Below are 24,035 nucleotides of genomic sequence, written 5' to 3' on the forward strand. Positions count from 1 at the left end.
TGGATAGTAGTTTTTATAAAACGGTGTTCAGGGCAAATATCACTGGGCAACGGTCAGGCGCACTGATTGAACGTTGATGGGGGTTGGTGCCGAGAGCGCCAGAAAATTTGGGCGCTTGGGATCTGCGGTGAGTGAGTCCCCCGGCAGGCTGAGACGGATTTCGTTAATCCCGGCCTTGGCCAGTTTGACCGTGGTGGTAAAGTCGTGACCGAGCGCCACCTGCAGCAGAGCGCCCGCTTGCGGGCTGTTGACGCGAGCGTGGATGGTCAGCTCTTCCGGATTGGCAGCCTGCTTGGGCAGCACGAAGTAGAGGCCGCCCTTGCCGCTCAGCTGGGTGCCTTCTTCGCTCGGCTTTTTAGCCCAGCCTTCGCTCGACAGGAAACGGCTCGGCTTGGTGAGGTTGAGCTCGTTGCCCGGCAGATAGGTCATGCTGGAGTTGTGTTCCCAAAAACGGGTTTTCCCCTCCAGATAATAGAGTCGGTAGGCCAGACTCACATTGGGGTGAGCCGCCAGATAGAGGGTGTAAAGATAGAAACCGCTCAGCGCCAGGATGGCGGTCAGAAAACCAAACTTTTTATACGTCATATCACTCTCTACGCCTGACTGAAATTGGTAGGCAGATCTCGCGCATATGCTAATCCAATTGCAAAAAAAGCATAGTGGATCACAAAAAAATATTTGGTCACATATTAACCCCTTTTGCTCGATGCTCCAAACCCTATGCGACCGTTTGTTGATAAAACAAACATTATGGAAGTGGCTGATTACAAAGGAATGCTTCTCTTTGGCATAAGAAAAGGGTGCTGTTTGCTGCGTCATTTTCTTGCGGATGGCGTCACTGGCGTTACTGATAGTTCCAATAGCACTGATATGCGCCCTTTTTTTACCTGCTTACCCCTTCAGTCTGTCGAGGTGGCAGTCGATAAACCTGATGCGTTTTGGGTGCCAAGACGTGGTCATCACACACCGGCTGACAGCGGGCTCTGTAGCGGCTTTACGCATGTCGGTGCTGCACTGGGGTGCACCTTGCTTTTATATGGCGATTGGCAGCTGGATGCTGGCTCTTCCGCTCGCCGCAACGGATGAATTGGCCGATTGCGATTCAATCAATGACAATGAAATTATCTGGTGGCGCTATGTTCCGGGGTGCTGGCAAAGTGATAGCCATTCACGCATCATGAGCAGCCGGACCAGAGGGTCTGACAGAGTGAACACATCGTTTTGAGGTATCCATGGGGATGAAGTATTGGCTGGCCCTTGCCAATCTGGTCTGGTTTGGCTGTTTGCCTGCCGGAGTAGTGCATGCGGCCGAGGCACAGGTGGTAGTCGCTGCCAGCAAAACCCAGCATGACTGGTATCAGGGCAGCAAGGCCGAACAGGCCCGTATCGAGTTGGAGCAGCAGCTGCAGGAAGCGGTACTTGCCCAGCTCCATCCCGATTTTTTCAAGCTCTGGCGACGGATGCAGGCAACTCCTGCTGCGGCGCGGGGCGCTATCTATGATGAAGCGTTCGCCAAGCTGAGTCGCTTTCAGTATGCCTGGCGCTCGATGGATCTGGTCTCCCGGGAACAGATGAAGACGCTCAAGTTCGATCTGAACCGTCCCGTGGTCACCAAACCAAGCGATGATGACCTGCTCACTCAGGTGAAATCGCTGCGCCCTCAGGTGGCTGAATATGATGCGGTGCGGGAGAAGGTCTCACAAGCTTTTGGCGATGCCGATGGCCAACAAATGGCCAACCCTCGACATGCCGACCCTGCGTGCCGGTGAGAGCTCTGACGAGCTTGGCCAGATCCGCACCATGCTCAACGAGCTGGGAGATAGCGCGCCCAGGCACGGCGATACCATCTATGACGCCGATACCGAGCAGGCCATCAAGCAGTTCCAGCGTCGTCACGGTCTGACCGCCGACGGCGTGATCGGCCGTCAGACCCGCTCCTGGCTCAATACCGGGCCGCAAGTTCGTGCCAGCCTGCTGCTGCGTAACCTCTGGCGCCGTGATCTGGTCGATCAGTTGAGCAAGCCCCGTTATGTACTGGTCAACATTCCTGACTATCGCCTGAGCGTGGTGGAGTCCGGTAACGAGGTCTTTACCAGCCGGGTCATCGTCGGCAAGGAGCAGCGTGCTACGCCCATCCTCGCCAGCGAAATTCGTTCCATCGTGCTCAACCCCTCCTGGCATGTGCCGCGCTCGATCCTGAGCAAGGATATTCTGCCCAAGCTGAGTCGCGATCCTGCCTATCTGAGTCGTGAGCAGTTCGATGTGATCGATGGTGAGGGCAATCCGGTCCAGTTCACCGAAGAGGGGTGGCGTCAGGCGCTGGCCGCCGGTTTCCCTTATCGTCTGCGGCAAAAGCCGGGCGATCACAACGCGCTCGGTCGCTACAAGTTCTACCTGCCCAACAACGAGGCCATCTACCTCCACTCGACCCCGCGCAAATCCCTGTTTGAGCAGGGGGCTCGCGCCTTTAGCTCGGGTTGTATCCGGGTCGAGCATGCTGATGATCTGGCCGAACTGTTGCTGGCTGACTCCCGCTACCAACCGGACAAGGTGGCGTCGATCCTCAAGGAGAGCGAGACCAAGTGGTTGCCGCTGACCAAGCCGATCCCGGTGTTTACTGTCTACTGGAGCAGCTGGATCGACGAAGATGGTCGCCAGCAACTGCGCAACGACATCTACGGATTTGATCGGGTCAGCTTCCAGAGCCGTCTGCTGTGATCCCTGCCACAGAGTGAAAAGCCCGGCCCCGGCCGGGCTTTTTCATGGGCGAGAGAGGTTTGACATGATCCCGGTCGGGAGGTAGTTTCAAGCGCCTGAACCGAATTCATTGAACAATCTTTATTCAACCATGTCGCTTGAATCTGCGATGGACGGACCCCTTATGCTGGAACAAGAGATAAGTCGTCGTCGCCTGTTGCTGGGAGCCGGTTGCCTGTTGGGCAGCTCGCTGGTCTCTTTCCCGGCGCTGGCAAGCCGCAGTACCACTGGTCGTGAACTGAGCTTTTTCAATCTCAACACCGGTGAGCGGGCAAGGGTCAGTTATTGGGAGAATGGCCGCTATCTCAATGACGGGCTGGCCGAGCTGAACCATATCTTCCGCGACTATCGTCGCAATGAAGTGTTCGATATAGATACCAAGCTGTTCGATCAGCTCTTTCTGCTGCAGCACAAACTGGGGCGGCGAGGGGAGATCCAGCTCATCTCCGGTTATCGGGCGCCGGCGACCAATCGCCAGAAGCGCCGCAGAAGCCGCGGGGTTGCCAAACATAGCTACCACACCCTGGGACAGGCGGTCGATGTGCGCATTCCCGGCGTGCAGCTGGCCAATCTGCGCAAGGCTGCGCTCCATCTCAAGGTCGGTGGGGTCGGCTACTACCCGCACGACAACTTTGTTCACCTCGACACCGGCCCTGTACGAAGCTGGTGATCACCCGGGCCAACCTGTTAGGCTCCAATGATTGAGAGAGGAGAGACAGATGAAACGTCTGGTAACGGGGATCCTGATCGCCCTGGCATTGACCGGTTGCAGCAAGCTCAACCGCGACAACTACGACAAACTGAAGATGGGGATGAGCTACGCCGAGGCCAGCGCCATTCTTGGCAAAGCCGAGCGTTGTGACGATGCGCTGGGTACCACCAGCTGTATCTGGGGTAGTGATGGCAAGAACATCAAGATCCGCTTCATCGCCGACAAGGCAACCTTCTTCAGTTCGGAAGGGATTAACTGAGGCTGCAAGAGCCCATGAAAAAAGCGCCATACCGGCGCTTTTTTGTTGTCCGCAATCCGGACGCTCTCGTCAAAAGCTGGCGTACTCAGTGGGTTGCGTACTGGTAGTTGAAGGTGGGCAATCCCCACTTGAAGCGAACAGCCAGGAGGCGCAATACAAAGCCGATGCCAATCGCCCCAAAGGCCGCCCAGTTGGTCGGCAGCCCCTGATCCAGTGCCAGGCAGTAGAGGGCTGCCGTGATGAGGGAAATGGCGGCATAGAGCTCGCGGCGAAACACGAGTGGAATGCGCTGGCAGAGCAGATCCCGCAACACCCCGCCAAAGACCCCGGTCACTACCGCCATGATGCAGGCGATGCCGGCGCCATGTCCCATCTCCAGCGCTCTTGCTGCGCCGAAAATGGAGAAGACCACCAGACCCAGCGCATCGAGCGCCATAAAGAGCTTGCCGAGGTAGCGCATCAGCGGCGCCGAGATGACCCCGGCCATGGCCGAGCCCGCAACCAGCAGCACATATTCCGGATGCTCGACCCAGAGCAGGGGATAGTGCCCCAGCAGCACATCGCGGATGGTACCGCCGCCGATGGCGGTTGCCGAGGCGATGATCACCACACCAAACAGATCCATCCGTCGCCGGCCCGCTGCCAGCGCACCAGTCATCCCTTCGGCCACCAGGCCCAGCAAGAAGAGTGCATGTAACATGAGATATCCCAGGGTACGAGAAAGGCGAGCATCCTAACAACTCGGACTATATGGGACAAGAAAAGCGATATATCCATTATTTTAATTCATGCGAAAAAGCAAAAAGGCACCCTGGCAGGTGCCTTTTTAATCACTGCTTGAGGATCAGCGGCGCAGCTGTTCCTGCCGGTAGTGATCGACCCAGATGGCGGTGGCGCCACAGATGGCGACCGGCATCACGAACAGGTTCACCACCGGAATGGCGGAGAAGAGGGTCACCAGAGCGCCAAAGCTGAGGCACTGGCCACGACGCTGCTTCAAGGCATCGCGCATGGTGATGAAGTCGATCTTGTGGTTGTCGAACGGATAGTCGATGTACTGGATCGCCATCATCCAGGCGCTGAACAGGAACCAGAGCACGGGGGCTAAAGTCTGGCCGACCACGGGAATAAGGAAGAGGATGAGACAGCCGATCGCCTTGGGCAGATAGTACTTGAGCTTTTTCCACTCGCGACCGAAGGTGCGCGGCACATCCTTGACGATATCGAGCATGCCGCTGTCGTTGGGGGCCTCGCCGGTCAGGATCTGCTCCACCTTTTCAGCCAGCAGGCCGTTGAAGGGGGCAGCAATCCAGTTGGCGACCGAGCTGAAGATAAAAGAGAAGACCACCAGTATGGTGATGAGGGCGATTGGCCAGAGCAGGTAGTCCAGCCAGTTGAGCCAGGCCGGGATCTGCTGGTGCAGCCAGGCGAACAGGCTGTCGAGTTGCAACAGCAGAGCATAGAAGGCGCCGGCGAACAGCACGAAGTTGACCAGCAGGGGGATCAGCACGAAGGTGCGGATGCCGGGCTGGCGGATGAGGGAAAAACCGCGCAGGAAGTAATCTGCACCGCTGATTGATGCTTTGACCATATGGGGTGATTGGCTCATATGAGCTCCATCTGTGCATGGGAAGACAGCCTGCATATTACAAACAAGCTTTTGATTTGGTAAAGTCGCCTGCCCGCCTCCCCTTTATTTAGCCACTGATACAGGTCGCCATGCGTCTGAAACTGATCAAACTCGCCGGCTTCAAGTCGTTTGTCGAGCCGACCCGCATCGAGCTCAATGCCGACATGACCGCAGTGGTCGGGCCCAATGGCTGTGGCAAATCCAATGTGATCGACGCCGTGCGCTGGGTGCTTGGCGAGAGCTCGGCCCGCCATCTGCGCGGCGAGAACATGACGGATGTCATCTTCAACGGCTCCGTCAACCGCACCGCCCATGCCCGCGCCTCGGTCGAGCTGGTGTTCGACAATCCCCACAACCGGGTGCCCGGCGAGTTCGGCCGCTTTACCGAAATCTCGGTGCGTCGCGAAGTGCTGCGTGACGGCACCAACCACTATCAGATCAATGGCCAGAAGTGCCGTCGCAAGGATGTGACCGACCTCTTCCTCGGTACCGGCCTCGGGCCCCGCAGTTACGCCATCATCGAGCAGGGCACTGTCAGCCGGCTGGTGGAGTCCCGTCCCGCCGATCTCAAGCTCTTCATGGAGGAGGCGGCCGGCGTCTCCCGTTACAAGGAGCGGCGCCGCGAAACCGAGCAACGCATTCGTCACACCCAGGAGAATCTGGAGCGTCTGGGCGATATCCGCGGCGAGCTGGGCTCCCGTCTCGACCACCTCAAGGCGCAGGCCGAAACCGCAGAGCGTTACAAACAGCTCAAGAGCCGTTCACGCGCCGCTCGCGCCGAGTTGATTGGCTCCGAGCTGTGGGCACTGGAGACTCGCCTTGGCGAGGCCAAGAGCGAGCTGGCGCAGGTCGAACAGACATTGGCAGCGCTCGATGCCAAGCGCACCGCCGACGAGGGACACCACGTCACCCTCTCGGTGGCCCGGCAGGAGGCGCAGGCCGAGCAAGCCAATCGGCAACAACAGATTTTTCTTGGTGGGCAGGCCATCGCCCGCCTTGAACAGCAACAGCTGCACCAGAGCGAGCTTGGCCGTGACTTGCAGGCGCGCACCCTGGCTCTCGGGGAGCGCATCACCAGCCGCAAGGCGCAGCTGGCGAGCCAGCAGGAGCAGCTGACTGAAGGCGTGCTAAGAAGCGAGCTGGAAGAGGCGCGGCTGGAGCAGTGTGAGCAGTTGCTCACCGAGCAGCAGGAAGCGCGACTGCGGGCCACCGAGCAGCTTGAGCAGACCCGCCAGCAGCAGCAACAGTGGCAGCAGCAGGTGACCCGACTGCAGGGCGAGCTAAACCAGACCCGGGCCCGGCTCGGTGGCCTGCATGAGCTGCAAGCCAAAACCCGACTTGCCCGCCTCAAGCTGGAGGATGAGCGCTCCGGCCCCATCGGTGCAGAGGATGCAGATCTGCAACCGGCCCTCGATATGCTGGGGGGCGAACTGGAGTTGGGCAGGGCGGCGGCCGAGGAGCTGGCAGCGCAGCTCGCGCAGGCCATTGAGGAGCATGAAGCGCTCAAACTCGCCCACAGCCAGCAGCAGGGATTGCTACGGGAACAGGAGGCGCGCCTGACGACGCTGGATCAGATCCTTGGCGAGCAGATGGAGGGGGCGACTCTGGCGGATCGGCTGCAAGTTGTCCCCGAATGGGCACAGGCGCTCGACAAGGTGCTGGGCCGCTGGCTCACCGCGACCCCTGCGGACGAGTGCAATCCCGCTTTGGACGGACTCTGGATTGGCCCGGCACTGCCAGCCGTTGCTGGTACGCTAGCCTCCTTGATCAACGGTGATCACATTCCCGCCTTCCTCAATGCCATCTGGCTGGCCGATGACAGGGAAGAGGCACTGGCTCGCCAGCCAACCCTGCTGGCCGGTGAGTCGGTACTGACTCCTGCCGGCGACTGGTTGGGGCCGAACTGGGCGGATATTGGACAGGGCGCTGCGCTCGGTACCATGGCGCTGCTGGGTGAACGTGAGCGGTTGCACACCGAGCAACGCGCTGCAGCCGACGCACTTGCACAATTGAGCGGGCAGCTGGCAGCCGCCGATGAACGGCGTGCTCGCATCGTTAATGCGCAGGAGTTGTCGCAGCGAACCCTGCGCGGGCAGGAACAAAAATGGCAGCAACTGCGCGAAGCCTGGAGCTTGCAGCAAGGTCAGCGACAAGAGCGGTTGCTGCGGCTCGGCCAGCTTGGCGAAGAGCTGCTCCGCCTCGATAAAGAGCAGGCCGAAGAGGCGCAGCGGCTGGCCGAGACCGAGCAACAGCTGGTGCTTGAAGAGGCGCGTCTGGCCGAGTTGCAGGAGCAGGGCGAGCCTCTGAGCGAAGCGTTGCAGGCGGCTCAGGATTTGGTGGGGCGCTGCGAGCGAGCGCAGGAAGAGGCGCGCGGGCGGCGCGAGCAGCAGCAGGCGACCTGTCAGCGTTTGCAGCTTGAGCTTGGCAACCTGCGCCAACTCATTACCCTAGGTGAGGAGGAGTTGGCAAGGCTTGAGCTGGAGCTGGCCGGACTCAAGAACCCGGAGAACGAAGCGATTCCTGATCTCGCCCCTTTGCTGGCGGAGCAGCGCAATCTGGAGGCGCAGCAACTCGCCTGCCATCAACGGCTGGCGGAGCTGGAACGCCAATTGAGCGAGCTGGATCAGGCGCGTAGCGCCGATCACAAGCAGTTGGTGGTGCTGCAGGAGAAGCTGGCAACCCTGCGCCTTGAGCGCGAGCGCAACCTCACTCGCCGGCAAGGGCTACACGAACAGTTCGAAGAGCTGGGGGTTCGACTGGTGGATCTCGATCAGGCGGTGCTGATTGCCGCTGATCGCGGCAAGCTGCGCCAGGAGATCCAGACGCTGGAGACGCAAGTAGAGGCACTTGGCGCCATCAACCTGGCTGCGCTGGAAGAGTACGAAGAGGCGAAAACGCGAGCAACGTATCTGGAAAACCAGTGCCAGGATCTTGAGCAAGCGCTGGAAACCTTGAGCCAAGCCATTAAAAGAATTGATAAAGAGACACAAATACGCTTCCGGGACACTTTCGATAAGGTCAACGAAGATTTAAAATCCCTCTTTCCAAAAGTGTTTGGTGGGGGCAGTGCCTGGCTTGAGCTCACCTCCGATGATCTTTTGGAGGCCGGAGTGAGCATCATGGCGAGACCTCCGGGTAAGAAGAATGCTACCATTGCCCTGCTTTCCGGGGGGGAGAAGGCGTTAACCGCACTTGCGCTGGTTTTTGCCATCTTCAGACTCAATCCAGCACCTTTTTGTCTGCTGGATGAGGTGGATGCACCGCTCGATGAAGTGAACGTCGGTCGCTTCTGTTCTCTTGTCAAAGAGATGTCGAGCACAGTACAGTTCGTTTACATCAGTCATAATAAGGTCTCCATGGAGATGGCTGAGCAGCTGGTTGGCGTCACAATGCAAGAGCCCGGAGTTTCTCGCATTGTGTCAGTCGATATCGGTGAAGCCGTCGCTTTGGCTGAGCAAAACTAGAAAGAGAAGCAGCTAATGCAGGAATTGCGTTACATCTTGGTTGCCCTGGGCGGTATTGCTATTGCGGCATTGCTCATTCACGGGTTGTGGAGCAACAAAAAGAATCGTCAGGCACCGATCAAAGAGAAACCGCTTGGCCGGATGGAGTCCAAGTCACGTAATCGTGACGATGATGCGTTCGACAGCGATGGCATCGGTCAGGTGCGTGTGGTCAGCAGTGGTCGTCGCGCCGAACCCAAGCTCCATCGTGACGAAGAGAGCCGCCAGCCGGAACTCAGCCGTCGCTCCTCATTGCCCGCCTTTGATGATGAAGATGACGAGGACGATCTGCCGCCACCCGTTGTGCGCAAGCCTGCTGCCCGTCCGGTTCCCCCGCCGCCTCCTGTCTATGAAGAAGAGGAAGCATACGATGAGCCTCAACCCGAAGTGGTAGAGGAAGAACCTGCTGCACCCGTGCGCAAGCCGGCGCAGGTCAATCGTCGTACCCCGGTTTACCGCTCCCGCCCCCAGCGCGAGCCTGTCATGCAGGTTCAGGATGACGAGCCGCTGGTCGAGCCAGCCTATGCAACTGCGCCGACTTTTGGCGTGCGCAACGAGAGCGTGCGTGCCGAGCCGGTGCGCGCTGCCGAACCCGAATACAAGCCGCAGCCCCGTCACGTTGCTCCCGAGCCCGTGTATGAGGAGCCGGTCTACGAAGCGCCGGTTGAAGAGCCGCGCGTTGCTGCCCAGCCGGTCGAGAAGATTTGGCAAGACGTTTATGTCATCAACCTGATGGGACGTCCGGGTCACGAGCTGCAAGGGGCGACCCTGCTCTCCTCCCTGATGGCGCTTGGCTTCAAGTTTGGCGAGATGGATATCTTCCACCGTCACGAAGATGCCAACGGCAAGGGTGAGGTGCTCTTCTCCATGATCAACATGGTCAAGCCGGGTACTTTCAATCCCTATCGGATGGAGCAGTTCACCACGCCGGGTGTCTCCCTCTTCATGCAGCTGCCCCTGCGCAGCAATGCCGCGTTTGCCTTCGAGGACATGCTGCAGGCCGCCGATCAGCTGGCCAGCGATCTCGATGCGATGCTGACCGATATGGAGCGCAGCCCGCTGAGTGACGAGACTATCGCCCGTTACCGTCATGAGCTGGCTGCCTACGAGGCCAGCCGCGACTAATACGCCATGCGGGTTGAATGAATCAAAGTGCGGTACCCAGGTACCGCATTTTTGTTTCTACCCCGGGCCGGATTTTCAATCACACTTCGAGACTTTTTCATGAGCGACACTATCTCCCGCCACCGTCAACTGTGTGAGCTGCTGACCGAATATGGTCATCAGTACTATGTGCTGGATAACCCGACCGTACCGGACGCCGAATACGACCGTCTGATGCGCGAGCTGATCGCGCTGGAGGCTGACCACCCCGAGCTGAAAACGCCGGCGTCCCCGAGCGTGCGGGTCGGCGGCCAACCGCTGACTGCCTTCAGGCAGGTGCGTCACGAGATCCCCATGCTGAGTCTGGACAACGTCTTTAGCAGCGAAGAGCTGCTGGCGTTTGAACAACGTATGAGCGATCGCCTCAAGCGTGAAGTGCGTTTCGAGTTCTGCTGCGAGCCCAAGCTTGATGGCCTGGCGGTGAGCCTGCTCTATGTAAATGGTCAGCTGGTGCAGGCCGCGACCCGGGGCGATGGCGCTACCGGTGAGGAGATCACCGAGAACGTGCGTACCATCAAGGCCATTCCGCTCGCATTGCGGGGCTCTGGTTGGCCCGAGCGGCTTGAGGTGCGTGGCGAAGTCTTTATGCCCAAGGCTGGTTTCGAGGCGATGAACGCCAAGGCGCTGGCCGCAGGCGAGAAGGTGTTCGTCAACCCGCGTAACGCCGCCGCCGGCAGCCTGCGTCAGCTCGATTCACGTATCACTGCCAGCCGTCCCCTGAGCTTTTACGCCTACGGCGTCGGTGTCGGCGGCGAGCAACTCGGTGGCTCTCACTTCGGTCGTCTCAATCAGCTCAAAGAGTGGGGGCTGCCACTTAGTCCCGAGGTGAAACTCAAAGAGGGGGCTGCCGGTTGTCAGGCGTTTCACGACGACATTCTGGCCCGCCGTGGCGAGCTGCCTTACGAGATCGACGGCGTGGTCTACAAGGTGGATGCCATTGCTCTGCAGGAGGAGCTCGGCTTTGTGGCACGCGCTCCGCGCTGGGCGACCGCCCACAAGTTCCCGGCGCAGGAGGAGATGACCCTGCTTGAGAACGTCGAGTTTCAGGTCGGCCGCACCGGCGCCGTGACCCCGGTCGCCAAGCTCAAACCGGTGTTTGTCGGCGGCGTGACGGTCTCCAATGCCACGCTGCACAATGCTGATGAAATTGAACGCCTTGGCGTCATGGTCGGTGATACCGTGATCGTGCGCCGGGCAGGGGACGTGGGTGTCACCTTCGTAGCCGATGTTTCACATAGACAGCACCACGCTACACTGGTCTAGTCTTCATAGTCTCCACTCTTGAGAGCAAGAGTTGCATTTAGAGGCACATAATAAATTTTTGGTATCAAAATATGAATGAATTCAAATTTAACGAAATACAGCTTTCTGCAATTAATAAATTAGACAAACAAATAAACACAAATAAAATTGAACAGGCAATTGTTAATAACTCTTTCAATGAACTTGATAATGATGAGCAAGAGATATTTCTAGAGGTTGCTAATGCTTGCTACCGAGCAGGCTTCCCTGTTATTGATGACTCAGAATATGATGTCTTCTATAACCAGTTTTCTGAAAAAGAACCAGCTAGTCCATTCGTTAATTCTGTAGAGCCAGAAGTGCTTCATCTGGGGAAAACAGTACCATTACCTCAGAAAATGTTATCAACAGATAAAGCATATTCCAAAGACGAGATTCAAAAATGGCTTGAGAGAATTATTAATTCTGCAAATGAATTAAATATAGATGCAAAAAGCATAAGTGTACGCGTTACACCAAAGTTAGATGGCTATGCAGCCTACGATGATGGTGAGCGTTTGTATACTCGTGGTGACGGTGTTAAAGGTCAGGATATCTCAAGAGCATTTGAGCGAGGGCTTCAAGTTGCACAGAGCGGTGCACGAGGGCTTGGTGCTGGAGAAATCGTTATCGATAAAAAATATTTTGAAGAGAATCTAAGCCAGCACTTCGAAAACTCACGCAATATTCAAGCCGCAATAATTGCTGAAAAGAATGTAGATCCATTGGTTCAGCAGGCAATCAATGATGGGGCATGTGTTTTTTACCCATTTGTCCTACTTAAAAATTGGACTGGGCATTATGAGCAGTTGATGACTGACTTCGAGGACATTATTGATAGCATTTGGAATGCGGTTGATTATGATGTAGACGGAGTGATCCTGGAAGCAGTAGATCCAAGAATTAAAGAAAACATGGGCGCTACGCGGAAATTTCATCGGTGGCAGATTGCATTCAAAGTAAATGCTGAGTCCGCAGATGTGGAGGTTCTTGAGGTTACGCCTCAAACGTCAAGAACTGGAAGAGTTTCACCAGTTGCAGAGTTGGTGCCAACTAAGATTAGTGGTGCCACGATTAGTAGAGTGACAGTTCATCATTACAATATGGTCAAAACGAATGGTATTGGCAAAGGAGCTATTGTTCAGGTCGTTCGGAGTGGCTTGGTTATCCCTAAAATTGAAAAAGTAATTAAGCGGGTTGAACCACAAATCCCAACAAACTGTCCAAGTTGCCAGTCTCATCTAGTTTGGGAAGCAGATCACTTAATTTGTCAAAACAAAAGTGACTGTCCTGCTCAGACTGAGAATACATTGATTCATTTCTTTAAAACATTAGGTAACAATGATGGGTTTGGGCCGAAGGTTATAGAGAAGTTTACCAATAAAGGAATTAAGCACATACATGAAATATATGAGCTTAAAGCACATCATTTTTCTGGCTATGGCTTTGCAGAAAAAACAGCAAAAAATTTATTTGAACAGCTCCAGCTCAGTCGTAATGTAGAAATTGAGGATTGGCGCTTTCTATCGGCTTTTGGTGTAAGTCGCCTGGGTGGTGGTAATTGTGAGAAACTTCTTCGTCATTATTCTCTGACAGAAATATTTGATCTGTCTGCCGAGGATATCGGTAAGCTTGATGGTTTTGCACAACAGAGTTCAGAAGCGATTTTGGAAGGGTTGGCTAGCATTAAAGATGAGTTCTTTAAGGTCTACTCACTCGGTTTCAACTTGAGTATTACTCCCAAAGCATCCGACGATAGCCAGATTTCCACTCCTATTGCTGGGGCCACTATCGTTTTCACTGGCACTATGATTAAAGGCACTCGCTCCGACATGGAAAAACAGGCAAAGGCTTTAGGTGCTAAAGTTGCAAAATCAGTAACAGGTCAGACTACGTACCTTGTTACGGGAACAAAGGTCGGTGAAACAAAGATAAATAGTGCAAAAGAGAAAGGCGTTAAAGTTATCACAGAAGATGAGTATCTAGATTTAATTAGTTAAGTTTTGGGGTGTTAAAACTACTTATAATTTGGTGCAGAAGTAATAAATCCTGCACCAGATTATAAAACTTTTTGATGTGAAAAATTCCAATTAATGTGAGATATGGCGGCTATCATCAAAACTTTTTTCTAAAGGGTTCATCAAAGCAGATGGCTCTTGCGATTTCACTTCTCATTTCTGTCTTCTCCTGCTCGTTCAAACTAACCAAGTTATGAGAAAACTCATTGAAAAACAGCACAGGCTTAAATAAATATTGTGTTGAGTCAAGAAATTCATGATTCACTCGCATCGAGAAATACTCAAGTTTATCAACGAATCTATTGTAAACCCAGCCACTTCTATGGCCTTTATTCCTGGCAGCCTCTGCAATAACCTCTATCTCTCGCGTCAAGAATGAGCTAACCAGCTCAGCCTGGGCAGGAGCATTTGCACACAATGTTTTAAATGAATCAACCCACCACCGCTTAAATGGAATAGAGGAAAATGCACAACTACCGCCAAGCCAGGGTGACCGATACCCAATCTCTAAATTTCGAGTCGCCTTGTTTGAAGACAAAGGGAAAAATTTTTCAATACTATCGAGTCGTGAGCTGAGACTGAAGCCTGCTGTCCCCTCTGCCTCGTATACCTCACCAGTGTTGTAGCTGCCAATATGGTGGTATAGAACCGTACCAAAAGGGGCGCTACGTTGGTCTTCCACTAACTGATATAAAGCAAAAGACCTGCAATTTCCCAGATCCGCCCCTACTTTTAAATCCTCACACAGGCTGGCATTAGTAGAAAACGTGCTATTAAACTCACTTATGATATCTGAATAAGTTTTCATTATTTGCCCATCTAGGAACATTAAACTATCAAAAGCTCGGATACTTATAGCTATCAACATCCTATTAAACGATCAATAATCTGTGTCATTGCTCTCATTGAATAGTTTTTTATGATGTATTTTTCGTCTGAAATTTGGTGTGATTTTTTATTAAGCACTAGGTCACTAGGTAGTTCCTTCGGCTCATGTAATAAACCATCATTCAGAATCTTTGTAGATATACAGTTTAAAAACCTTATAAAAAAACCAGCAAACTCTTTAGACGTGTACTCAAACCAATCCAGATCTTTTTCTATCAAGCGCCCTAGCTTTTCTACGTATTGTTCTATTGTATTCTGTGATGTGTCACCATTATAGTTCATGTCATGAATTAAACTCTCAAGATACTCCACCTCTAAATATTCGGTTCTAACAACATAACGATGATGTGCGTTCTCATTCCTAATATCAAATAATAAAGGGTTAAAAAAGGTATGGAGCATTACCGTCTCGCTCTCAAAAGAGATCCCATTTGACTTGTAACACAACTCTAGAAAGGAGATAAAGTAAGCTAATCTATCGTACAAAACAACACACTCGGATAGATATGAGCGATATTCGTGTTTGAGAGATTGAATCGTTAATCGGTCATTGTTAAAAATAGTAGATGCTTTATAGCTGATATAGTTTCGACTTTTACAATTTTCGAACAATTCGCCCCTTGAAAAGGCTAATATTGCATAAAATTTCTGTAAATCATCTAACGAATTATTATTTTCATCCGTTAATATATTGAACCGTGGGTCAACATTTTCTGCACAATTTTCATTGACATAATTATTGATGGCTATTAATAGCTCATGTGTTCTAATGACTTCCAGCTCTGGCCCCCAATTATAATTTTGGATGAATATCTTTTCCAAATTACATCCTTAGGTTATTGTAACCATATAAAAGTGAGATGACCACACAAGTGATTGTGTCTTTAATTAATGCAGCCTTTTAGCATAACAAGGCCCACAACTATAATAAAAAACCATCCTCCCCAACCTAAGCCAGATGACTTCCTATTAGTACCGATTGGGTTGCTCCTTGCAGAATTGCCCATGTTTGAAGAGAGATGTACGGGGGGCGCACTCGTGTAAGTTACCTGAGGTGCTTGTTGAGCCCGCATCTTCTCAAGAAGCTGCTGATTTGAGCTCTTCTGGGGAGCTGTGGGGGTTGGCCTTGTTTGAGTTGGCGAATTTGAAGCTCTAGTACCTTTTGTCATTGTTGAGAGAATGCCTGCATTTTGGCTCGGCACAGTCCTAGCCGGAGCTGCGATCCCCCCAAGAAGACGGTATCTGGCTTCCTGTTCTGGTATCTGCTGTATCTGACCTGGTGCAGTTATAGTGATTGAGATATGTGTGTAGGTAGTCGATTTTGCATGTCCATGATAAGGCGCATCAACGAGGCCTGTAACGGACAGCCAACGACCAACCCAAGTCTGGTCAGGTACATTAGCACCAATCGCATTCATGCCATCAGACCAGATAGCTAACTTGACAGCCTTGCCACGCCAATCAGAGAAATTCACGAATACATAAGGTTTTCTATTCGCTCCCCACCCACGGCGAACAGAATGGATTTTACCAATGAGCTCTATTCTGCTCCCAACCTGTTCAAATACTTTTTCATATTTCAACGCATCACAAACTACATATGCACCTTGATAGCCTGCTTTAGCCAAGGTAGCCCCTTGGCCAAATATAATTTCATCGTGATAGATCCCCTTATTCTGAAGGAAATCTACAAGGGTAGGAACTTTATTAAAGTCCCCAAGTGCCACTCTAGCTAAGTTTTTGACATGCAAACCCACGCCAGTGATTTTTAAAACCTCTTTAAATATCACTGAAGAGCTAGGATCTAAAAAGTCATTCCGCCTAAATACAACTGCACTCGGTTCAGACCGAGAAATAGTCCAAATCGAAGAAGACGCAATCAATGCTTGGAGTGCCACATCCAGCGTTAAAAATGAAAAGCGGTCAAGCTTTTCATTAAAATCATTAGCAGTACGCTTGGGATGTTGAAAGTTAACCTGTCCCAATTCAGTTGCTTTAGATGATTGCAGTGCTTCAACATACATTCCATCATAATCAATGAGTTGAATCGTGCTACCACCTGCACTCACCATTATATTTTCTGGCTGAATATCACCATGAGAAATCTGATTTTTCTCTAGAAAGACAGCTAAATCAGCCAGTGCTTGCCGCAGTCTTTGAAGAGACTGAGGATTACGATATTCATTCTCCAAGAATTCAGCTAATGTTTGTCCTTGTGCCCAAGCCATCTTTACGATGGGATACATAACCCCCTGTATACGAATACCCGCAGGGATGAATTCAAATGGTAGAAAATAAGGACTCGCCAATTTCTTAATTCGAGAGGATATAGCTTGATATCTTCTCTCTAACTCTCGTGATTCCTTATGAAAACAACGCAGTGCAAACTTCTTACCTCCAGCCTGCACAGTATACGTGAGTGCAAATCCACCACATAAAGCCAGAGGAAGCCCTAAGCCAGTAGTCTTTAATGTACCATGCTTTAACTCTGCGTCTTGTAATACGAGTTGTGGGGATTGTAGAGCCTCGTTGTATTGCTCAAGGGTTGGATATGCCATGGCTTACACTTCACTGGTCAGGCTAATGATAATTAAAGTGGTATCATCTCGACGGAGTTTTCCAATTGTGCGCTCTGTTTCAACAAGATCCTGAAGTTCCTGTTGGCTTCTGATACTAATAAGCCTCTCAAAGGCCGAGCGATCACCATGCTCCTGATGATGCAGTAGCCATGCCCCGAGAGCATCAGTCATACAGAGAAGCAATTTCGTCTGATCGTCCTTGTAACTCCAGTCCTTTTGAGTAAACAAAATACTATTAGTGTCGCTTAATAATGGGTTTAACTCATTGCGCGTTGATAGAAGAGTCGGTTTTTGAGTGAATTGGTCTGCACAATAATACGGTATTGTATCCAACAGGGTATGACCATCGCTCCAAACAGCAAGACTATCTCCTAGGGCACACACGTTGATGTTCTCGTGAATGGGGTCATCTTGGACAATCACCATCGTAGCAAAGCTGCCTCTTTCGTAAGCAGCTGCCTTTGACCAAGACAGAGTGCTCGGATCATGTAGAAGGTTATATTTTGTGATGCATGAAGAGAGCGCCTCATCCAAAGGCGCTGTATCTATGCATTCATCCACAAGCAAATTAGCCCAGCTTTTAGCATCAAACGACTCAGAAGCACCATCTGACAGCACCACGCGGCCTCGTTCTTGGTCTATGCGGTAAGCATCTTCGTTATCGTTTGGTTGCTCAATATGCTTGGCTACGGTTCCATCAAACAGGATGTGGAATTCCATAGTTAACGTAGCTGGGCGGCGCGGGTGCCAATATCAAAAAAGTCCACAACCTCAGTAATCTCGCCATTGAAAACAAAGCCACGAGATTCCATCGTTGCTTTGATCCCTTTTTCTTCTGCAACTTTTTGAAGGTGTACAGGTAAAGGGCTGGACATACTGAAAAGGAGTCTTGCATAGCTGTCACTTAGACCAGCGTCAGATATAGGGAATTTTACGGGGTCACCACCACTAGAACTCACATGAAGATTGAATAGCAGAACGTTGCCATCGTTGGTACTAATCTGTTGGAGTTGTTGTGCTAGGCTCCCAGGTTCGCCATCTGTAGACTCACCATCAGTGATATGCAGAACAGTCGGTGGGTAGCTGTCTGGATGTGCATCACACCAAGCCACTAACTGTTCAGCAGCACTGGTGATGGCGTTACACATAGGCGTTCCGCCCGCAGCCTTGGGCTCAAACCATACTGGGAATTTGATAGCTTGTTCGACTAGACCACCCGCACCATCATCTACTCGCTTAATCCGATCTTCTACACGCAATGGATTAGCTTCAATTTGAGAAATTGGATGAAGAATTGTCCCTGATAATGCACCACCAAGACCATTTTCTGCGGTAGAACCGCTATAGCCTAAAACACCAACCTCGAAGTAATCACGAGTCCCTTCTGACTTAGTGCAGCGAGTAATGAGAGTGGCTAAAGTTCGATTAAGAACATCGGCTACAAATTGGGCTTTGGACTTGCCATTAGTCATGGAATCTTGCATCGACCCAGATTGGTCTACCAAAAACAAGAACGCAGTAGGACTGGTACGGCTGATTTCGGCACTATAGCTCATAGAATCCTTCAATAATGAGTTTTATCAAAAGGATAAGATAAAGTAATCAGCAAGGATATTTGTTAACTCAGGTCACATTTTTCAACCAACAACCAACACCGCCAAGCGTTGCTTGACCTTAAAACTCTTGCCGCCCACCACCCAGCAGCTGATGTACTATCGCTGCAACCTTCCTTTCTCCCGTCCCCTACGCAACTCGAAGCTCAAGACCAAGCGTATGACCCAATGAACCCTGTTGTTCGGCATGCCAGAGAATATATGTGGTATTTATGCTGTCTATGAAACATTTATTCTTTCCGACATGATATGTGCATCGTCACTTAGGAGCTCATTCATATGGGAAGAACATCGTTTGTCATCAATCCTGAAAGGCTGAAGGGTTTGCGTGTTGAGTCAGGCATGACCCAAGAAATGTTGATGAGTAAGGCTTACAAGATTTTGGGGCGCTCTCCAGAGGCCGCTCCAAAAACCCTCATTGGTCATTACCAACGAGTAGAAAAGAACGGACATACCAGCAAGGCTTTGGCAAATGCTCTAGCTCAAGTGCTTGAAACAACAGTAGAGGTATTACAAGGAAAAGACACTCCTGAGTCTTATCACTATATGGATAAATTAGTCAAGCAACTAAAAGCACAGCTGGAACTTGGCAATAACCAAGCACTTAATAATGAGTTTTCTGAGTGGCAAAGCAAATATAATAGTCAATGTCCTGATATGAACGAAGATATCTATGATTTTGCAAGAGATCTTGGCATCCAAATAGAGCTGGCTCAATTGATTGGTCAAAAAGATGAGTTAATAAAACTCCAAGGTATTACAGGTTGGAGCAGAGAGCAAATACTAAACCCTGCAAATGTACATGGCCACTGGTTTGTACGTAAGACTGTAATGAATTCAATAAGTACAAGTTTGGAGTATGGCCTTGGTGAGATTATGTGGGAGGTACGAGATGTCATCAAGAAGGTGGGCCATTTCTATACAGATGATATGCATGTCAACGTTAAGCATGCATATCCCTGGATACACATAGATCTTATCCATCCAAGAATTAGTGATTTCCATAAAACCACCTTCATTTTCTCAAGGACATTACCGAAGCCTGATGGACTAAAATGGGTATCACCCAGTGAGGCTGATAAATGGATGTTGTCTGAGCTAGACCGAATAGCATTTGATGAAGCTAATTTTGTAACCTTAAATGATGGTTTTATTTATCCATCAGACATAAAAAATTTAAGACTGAAAATCATTGAGATAACTGATCATGCTAAGAGCAGGATTGCATATTCCGAAGGTTGGTTAACTGACCAAGAAGATTCGGTGTTTGAAAGCTTTTTAGCTAGTGGTAGAGCTCACTACTGGATTGTTAATAAGCTTACTGGTGGTCTAGCAGAGGGGTTGCGTGCTCATCTTAATCATCTCCCCGAGGTCTCATGGAAAGTCGATGCTAATAATGGAAGAATTACTTTAACCTGTGACTCATGGAAGTTATCTGCGGAAAAACGTGCAAAACTTGGCTTTTACGATCTAAGTTACACTATTTCGTTAGTTGAACTAATGCCTGATGGTAGCTATCGAGCAGCACCGTGGTCTAAAAAAGGCATAGAAGATGCCGCTAATAATATAACAAGACAATTACAGTGGGCATGGGCATGGGCATCAGAAGATTTTGCTTCTGATGATGAGCAGATAAACCTACATTTTCAAGAAAGAACCAAGCTTGGAGAAACAATTGTAGATTTCACTAAGGCATCCTCGCTGGAGGAGTCATGAGATATTCATCTTCTAAAGAGGTAGATGATATTGTGCGGAAATATATCAGACGAAACTGGAGATACAAACGAGGTAAAAAACATGGCCTGTTATATCCCCCAAACTGTGGTTTATTTATTGTAGTACCAGGCTCCCCTAGTGATAGCCTTGCTGGGTTCATTTTTAGTCAAGAGATAAGGAGACTAGAAAGGCGTGTACAGATTTAGTTATCACCTGACACCGGCCTTAAACCGGTGTCTTGTTTACGCTTCTTTCATCCACCCTTCCTTTGGTATCAATTTCAGACCCTTTCACCATACTCTATCTATCATCCCTGATTACCAGCCCAATCCAGCACATCCTCCAATGAGCTCACCTGGGAGGGACTAATCGCTACCCCTCTGCAACCAAGCAACCTGTCGAGCCAGCCATTCGTTACATAGATCTAATGAATGCAGTGGCGGCTATGACCGATGAGTTTGAAGGCGTTGCTGACGTTATTGAGCACTTTGGTGGGCTCTAGCGGGCTGAGACTACGGCATGAGACTTCCTCGCTGGGTAGACATATGGCTTTACTATCCGCTTTGAAGACGAATGACCACTCCTTTTTGTGGGCAATACCATCTCCATACACACGATAATCACACTGTGCCCCTTGGTCTGTCAGCCAGGAAGCCCCAAGTGTCGCTATCACTTGGGACTCGATACTCCCCCTAAATTCTATGAACTTTACCGCCTTCCACATGTAGGTTGTAGTCAACTAATCTAACCGCATCCTTTCGATGAGATATCATGATTTTTGTGCAAGGATACTTTAAAACTGCATTCAAAACGTCAAATTCATTCTCCATATCTAAATTACTGGTTGCTTCATCTAGGAACAATATTTTTGGTGATTTATAAAAAGCTCTTGCCAAATATATTCTTTGCCTTTGACCTCCAGAAAACCCTGCGCCCATTTCTGAGATGACAGTCTGATACCCCATAGGCATACTAACTATCGCGTCGTGTATACAGGCCATCTTTGCGGCCTGCTCAACTCTGAGTTGATTATGCTCATGAGAAAAGGAGGATATGTTTTCACCAATCGTCCCTGATAATAAACAATCATCTTGCATTACCGTACCTGACAAGTTTCTCACAGCTCTGCATCCTAATTGTCGAATAGGTACTCCACCAATTAAAATCTCTCCCTCTGATGGGGATAATAATCCTAACAACAATTTTAATAAGGTGCTTTTACCACAACCGGATGCCCCTGTAATAACTACTGACTTACCAGATTCGATGATGCAGGATACCTCCCTAAAAATCCACGGGTCTCCATCAGAGTATCTGAATGAGACGTTTCGAACCTCTATGGTCGGTAAAATATTATCTATACATACCTCGCCATCAAGGTCAACTTCAGGCGACTCTAGAGCAATATCAGCAAGACGTTCTGCATGCAATGAGAGCATTTTAACCTCATAAAACAAATCGACTAACCTGCTAGCCCTGGATGTAAACTGACTTTTGTAAGCAATAAAGGCAAGTAACATGCCTAATGACAGCTCACTATTTATTACGTTCGAACCTCCTATATATAAAATTGCCATACCTTCAACACCAAAGATAAAAGTATTCAAACTAGAAAACATTAGCAGTATCTTCTGAGTTTTAACATCTCTATTCTGAACATCAACCAATAGATTTTGCCAATTTGCCACACGCAGTGATGTTGTATTAGATATTTTGAGTGGAAGAATCGCCCTTATAGTTTCTAGAAAGAATGATTGCTCTTTAGCTGATAATACTATCCTCTCTTCTGATGCACTTCGAAGAGGTGAGTAAAACATTGCTCTCATTAATATATATGAGAATAGCGCTGTAATCACAACCAGTGCTAGTAGTGGGCTATAGAGGATCATCATCCCTAGTGTAATAATCATTACAATGCCATCAAGAACAGCAGTGATTGCGCCATTAGCGATCACATTTCTGATAGATGACAATGATTGGAATCTAGATACTATATCACCAAGATGCCTGCTCTCAAAATATCTCCAAGGAAGTTTAACTAAATGGCCTAATAGATTAGTAGACCACTGTAATATTAATTGCTGGTTAAGATTTAAAGCCATCCAACCTTTAGCTACTCGAAATACCAAATCTATTGTTGTTAGTATGCAGCCCCCAATTACAACTAACTGTAAAAGACTATGATCTGATGAGACAAGAGCCCCATCAACTATCCACTGTGTTACCTGTGGAGTTAGTAATGATATTATCTCCAACGAGAACGTCAGCGCTAAAATGTTCAGCAATGACCGTTTCAAGCCTACAGAACGACCGATTAAGCTAGATAACTTAACTTTCTGAGATATTTCTTGAGGCTCAAACTTCTGGTTAGGCATCAATTCTAGCGCAACGCCAGTAAAGCTAGATGATGCCTCAGAAATGGATAAGCTACGGCGTCCTAGCGCGGGATTTATTATATATAATCTTTTAGCAGAGACCTTTTCTAAAATGACAAAGTGATTCATATTCCAATGTAGAATACATGGAACCTTAAGTTTATTTAACTCTTCTAGCTCTAGCCTCAACGGGCGGCTAGAAAAATTCATTGCTTGAGCATATGAAATTAATTTAGATAAGTCAGTGCCTCTAGATGAAATAGAAAACCTTCTGCGTAATGAATTCAAGTCAGTTTGAAAACCATGATATATTGCAATCATGGCTAAACATGCTAGGCCGCACTCGTGCTTTTCTGTTTGAAGAACTGTTTTCATTTTTTATAGTAAGATATGACATCTTCGCGACATAAATTGTTTATAAGGTCGTCTATTTTATTAGCTAATAAATCTGGGTGCATTTCACACAATGTAGTAATGCTAATCCCTGGATTATCCATTATGCATTTAATTATCTTCCCTCCTGATGTATCCAAGTTTATTCTGGTACCATTTGATATAATAAACTCACTATCTTTTTGGTATATAATAGAGGTATTCAAGTGTAGAGAGAAATCTCGTGGTATAGATTTTCCTTCAGTATTTCCGAAGATTTCCATGGCAAGAGGAGAATCGATCCTAACTCTATTCATGTGCTCCATGATAAATTGATCGTACAAGTCTTTATTATCTATGAGTTTGATAAAGTCCTCCCCCATTTGTTTAATAGTTTGTTCATCATCATCCCATTTTATTAGTGACCTTCTTGCACTAAGGTAGTTAGGCATTAACTTCATCGCCCATTCTAGATATTGCATTGCATATGTTGGAAATGTTCCAAATGCGAGATGAAAAGTTGGTTCACCAAGTGGCAATGGGTTGTGCCACCACCCTCTCGGTATGTAAAGTATATCACCAGGCTCAAGTATCAAGTCCATACATGGTTTTTCTGGACATGGATATGCGTGTTCATAGTCTTTGCTTTGTTGCATGTATAAAGGCATTTCAAGAGATGGTTCAAATATCTCCCATCTCTTTCTTCCAATGAGTTGTACTGCAAAGACATCACGAGTATCCCAATGTGCTCTAAATGAACTTTGCTCTCCAAACGCGACATAGGCACTACTGACGACTTCTCTATCAGTATACTCACCAATCTGTCTTGCAAGCATGCTCACAATTGGTTCATTGACTATCCTATTTGCAATTAGAGTTCCTCCTTTCCGCAGGTAGTCATATACAGCTGGTTTTATGAGTCTATGACGCAATACACCTATGTCTGAATAAGTTTCAACATAGTCGCCCTTAGGCCTTATACCATAGTATGCTAATTTAAAATCCTTGGATGAAACATCACTGCGGTTATAAATTCCATTTGCATCGTCCCAACTGAACTCATCACTATTTAAGACTTTTTTAAAAAGAACTGGTTTTCGTTCTTGGTACACATCAATGAATTCTTTTTTGGTCATGCAGAAGTTGATTTTCATGATAAAACCCTTTA

At 49.4% G+C, this 24,035-nt stretch carries 16 protein-coding genes and 2 pseudogenes; 8 read left to right on the top strand and 10 right to left on the bottom strand.

Going from position 1 to position 24,035, the window contains the following annotated elements; all coding sequences use genetic code 11:
* Nucleotides 1-39: 39 nt before the first annotated feature.
* Entirely contained in the window at nt 40-585 is a 546-nt protein-coding gene (locus WE862_RS09800) for a hypothetical protein (protein WP_033115781.1), read from the bottom strand.
* 647 nt (nt 586-1,232) lie between these two features.
* On the opposite strand from WE862_RS09800, the pseudogene WE862_RS09805 reads away from it, so the two are divergent.
* From WE862_RS09805 to WE862_RS09815, 3 genes and pseudogenes are all read left to right on the top strand, one after another.
* Nucleotides 1,233-2,718, top strand: a pseudogene (locus WE862_RS09805) (L,D-transpeptidase family protein).
* A gap of 163 nt (nt 2,719-2,881) precedes the next feature.
* Complete coding sequence (locus tag WE862_RS09810; RefSeq protein ID WP_033115779.1) at nt 2,882-3,427, top strand: YcbK family protein; 546 nt, start codon at nt 2,882-2,884, stop codon at nt 3,425-3,427.
* Between the two features lie 49 nt (nt 3,428-3,476).
* Nucleotides 3,477-3,728: a lipoprotein gene (locus WE862_RS09815; RefSeq protein WP_041208149.1), complete on the top strand. Its 252-nt coding sequence runs from the start codon at nt 3,477-3,479 to the stop codon at nt 3,726-3,728.
* 85 nt (nt 3,729-3,813) lie between these two features.
* Here WE862_RS09815 and WE862_RS09820 read toward each other — a convergent pair whose 3' ends face one another.
* On the bottom strand, nt 3,814-4,428 hold the full coding sequence (locus WE862_RS09820; RefSeq protein WP_033115777.1) for a trimeric intracellular cation channel family protein: 615 nt from the start codon (nt 4,426-4,428) through the stop codon (nt 3,814-3,816).
* Nucleotides 4,429-4,572: 144 nt separating this feature from the next.
* Nucleotides 4,573-5,337: a sulfate transporter CysZ gene (gene cysZ, locus WE862_RS09825; RefSeq protein ID WP_042032896.1), complete on the bottom strand. Its 765-nt coding sequence runs from the start codon at nt 5,335-5,337 to the stop codon at nt 4,573-4,575.
* Between the two features lie 110 nt (nt 5,338-5,447).
* Here cysZ and WE862_RS09830 point away from each other — a divergent pair, with 110 nt between their 5' ends.
* From WE862_RS09830 to WE862_RS09845, 4 genes and pseudogenes are all read left to right on the top strand, one after another.
* Nucleotides 5,448-8,822 (top strand): AAA family ATPase, encoded by a 3,375-nt coding sequence (locus WE862_RS09830; protein WP_042032898.1) that lies wholly within the window; start codon nt 5,448-5,450, stop codon nt 8,820-8,822.
* 15 nt (nt 8,823-8,837) lie between these two features.
* Nucleotides 8,838-9,986, top strand: a complete 1,149-nt coding sequence (gene zipA, locus WE862_RS09835; protein WP_033115774.1) for a cell division protein ZipA — start codon at nt 8,838-8,840, stop codon at nt 9,984-9,986.
* A gap of 99 nt (nt 9,987-10,085) precedes the next feature.
* Nucleotides 10,086-11,258: pseudogene (gene ligA / locus WE862_RS09840) on the top strand (NAD-dependent DNA ligase LigA); the annotation flags it as partial.
* A gap of 101 nt (nt 11,259-11,359) precedes the next feature.
* Nucleotides 11,360-13,306, top strand: a complete 1,947-nt coding sequence (locus tag WE862_RS09845) for a BRCT domain-containing protein (protein WP_042032899.1) — start codon at nt 11,360-11,362, stop codon at nt 13,304-13,306.
* 115 nt (nt 13,307-13,421) lie between these two features.
* Here WE862_RS09845 and WE862_RS09850 read toward each other — a convergent pair whose 3' ends face one another.
* The 5 genes from WE862_RS09850 to WE862_RS09870 form a co-directional block, all read right to left on the bottom strand.
* Nucleotides 13,422-14,132 (bottom strand): hypothetical protein, encoded by a 711-nt coding sequence (locus tag WE862_RS09850; RefSeq protein ID WP_167335512.1) that lies wholly within the window; start codon nt 14,130-14,132, stop codon nt 13,422-13,424.
* Nucleotides 14,133-14,185: 53 nt separating this feature from the next.
* Nucleotides 14,186-15,034, bottom strand: a complete 849-nt coding sequence (locus WE862_RS09855; RefSeq protein ID WP_042032903.1) for a hypothetical protein — start codon at nt 15,032-15,034, stop codon at nt 14,186-14,188.
* Between the two features lie 62 nt (nt 15,035-15,096).
* On the bottom strand, nt 15,097-16,770 hold the full coding sequence (locus tag WE862_RS09860; protein WP_082035516.1) for a protein kinase family protein: 1,674 nt from the start codon (nt 16,768-16,770) through the stop codon (nt 15,097-15,099).
* Between the two features lie 3 nt (nt 16,771-16,773).
* Nucleotides 16,774-17,511, bottom strand: coding sequence for a hypothetical protein (locus tag WE862_RS09865; protein ID WP_042032907.1), 738 nt, complete (start codon nt 17,509-17,511; stop codon nt 16,774-16,776).
* Between the two features lie 2 nt (nt 17,512-17,513).
* Nucleotides 17,514-18,347, bottom strand: a complete 834-nt coding sequence (locus WE862_RS09870; RefSeq protein WP_042032909.1) for a vWA domain-containing protein — start codon at nt 18,345-18,347, stop codon at nt 17,514-17,516.
* Nucleotides 18,348-18,683: 336 nt separating this feature from the next.
* Between WE862_RS09870 and WE862_RS09875 the strand changes: the two genes are divergently transcribed.
* Nucleotides 18,684-20,120, top strand: coding sequence for a hypothetical protein (locus WE862_RS09875; protein WP_042032910.1), 1,437 nt, complete (start codon nt 18,684-18,686; stop codon nt 20,118-20,120).
* Between the two features lie 692 nt (nt 20,121-20,812).
* Here the strand turns inward: WE862_RS09875 and WE862_RS09880 are convergent.
* Together WE862_RS09880 and WE862_RS09885 are read right to left on the bottom strand one after the other, a co-directional pair.
* Entirely contained in the window at nt 20,813-22,816 is a 2,004-nt protein-coding gene (locus WE862_RS09880) for a peptidase domain-containing ABC transporter (RefSeq protein ID WP_339058738.1), read from the bottom strand.
* Nucleotides 22,817-22,866: 50 nt separating this feature from the next.
* The gene (locus WE862_RS09885) at nt 22,867-24,021 is read right to left on the bottom strand and encodes a JmjC domain-containing protein (RefSeq protein ID WP_042033097.1); all 1,155 of its coding nucleotides are present in this window, start codon (nt 24,019-24,021) and stop codon (nt 22,867-22,869) included.
* Nucleotides 24,022-24,035 lie beyond the last annotated feature (14 nt).

The organism is Aeromonas jandaei (assembly GCF_037890695.1).
GTDB lineage: Bacteria > Pseudomonadota > Gammaproteobacteria > Enterobacterales > Aeromonadaceae > Aeromonas > Aeromonas jandaei.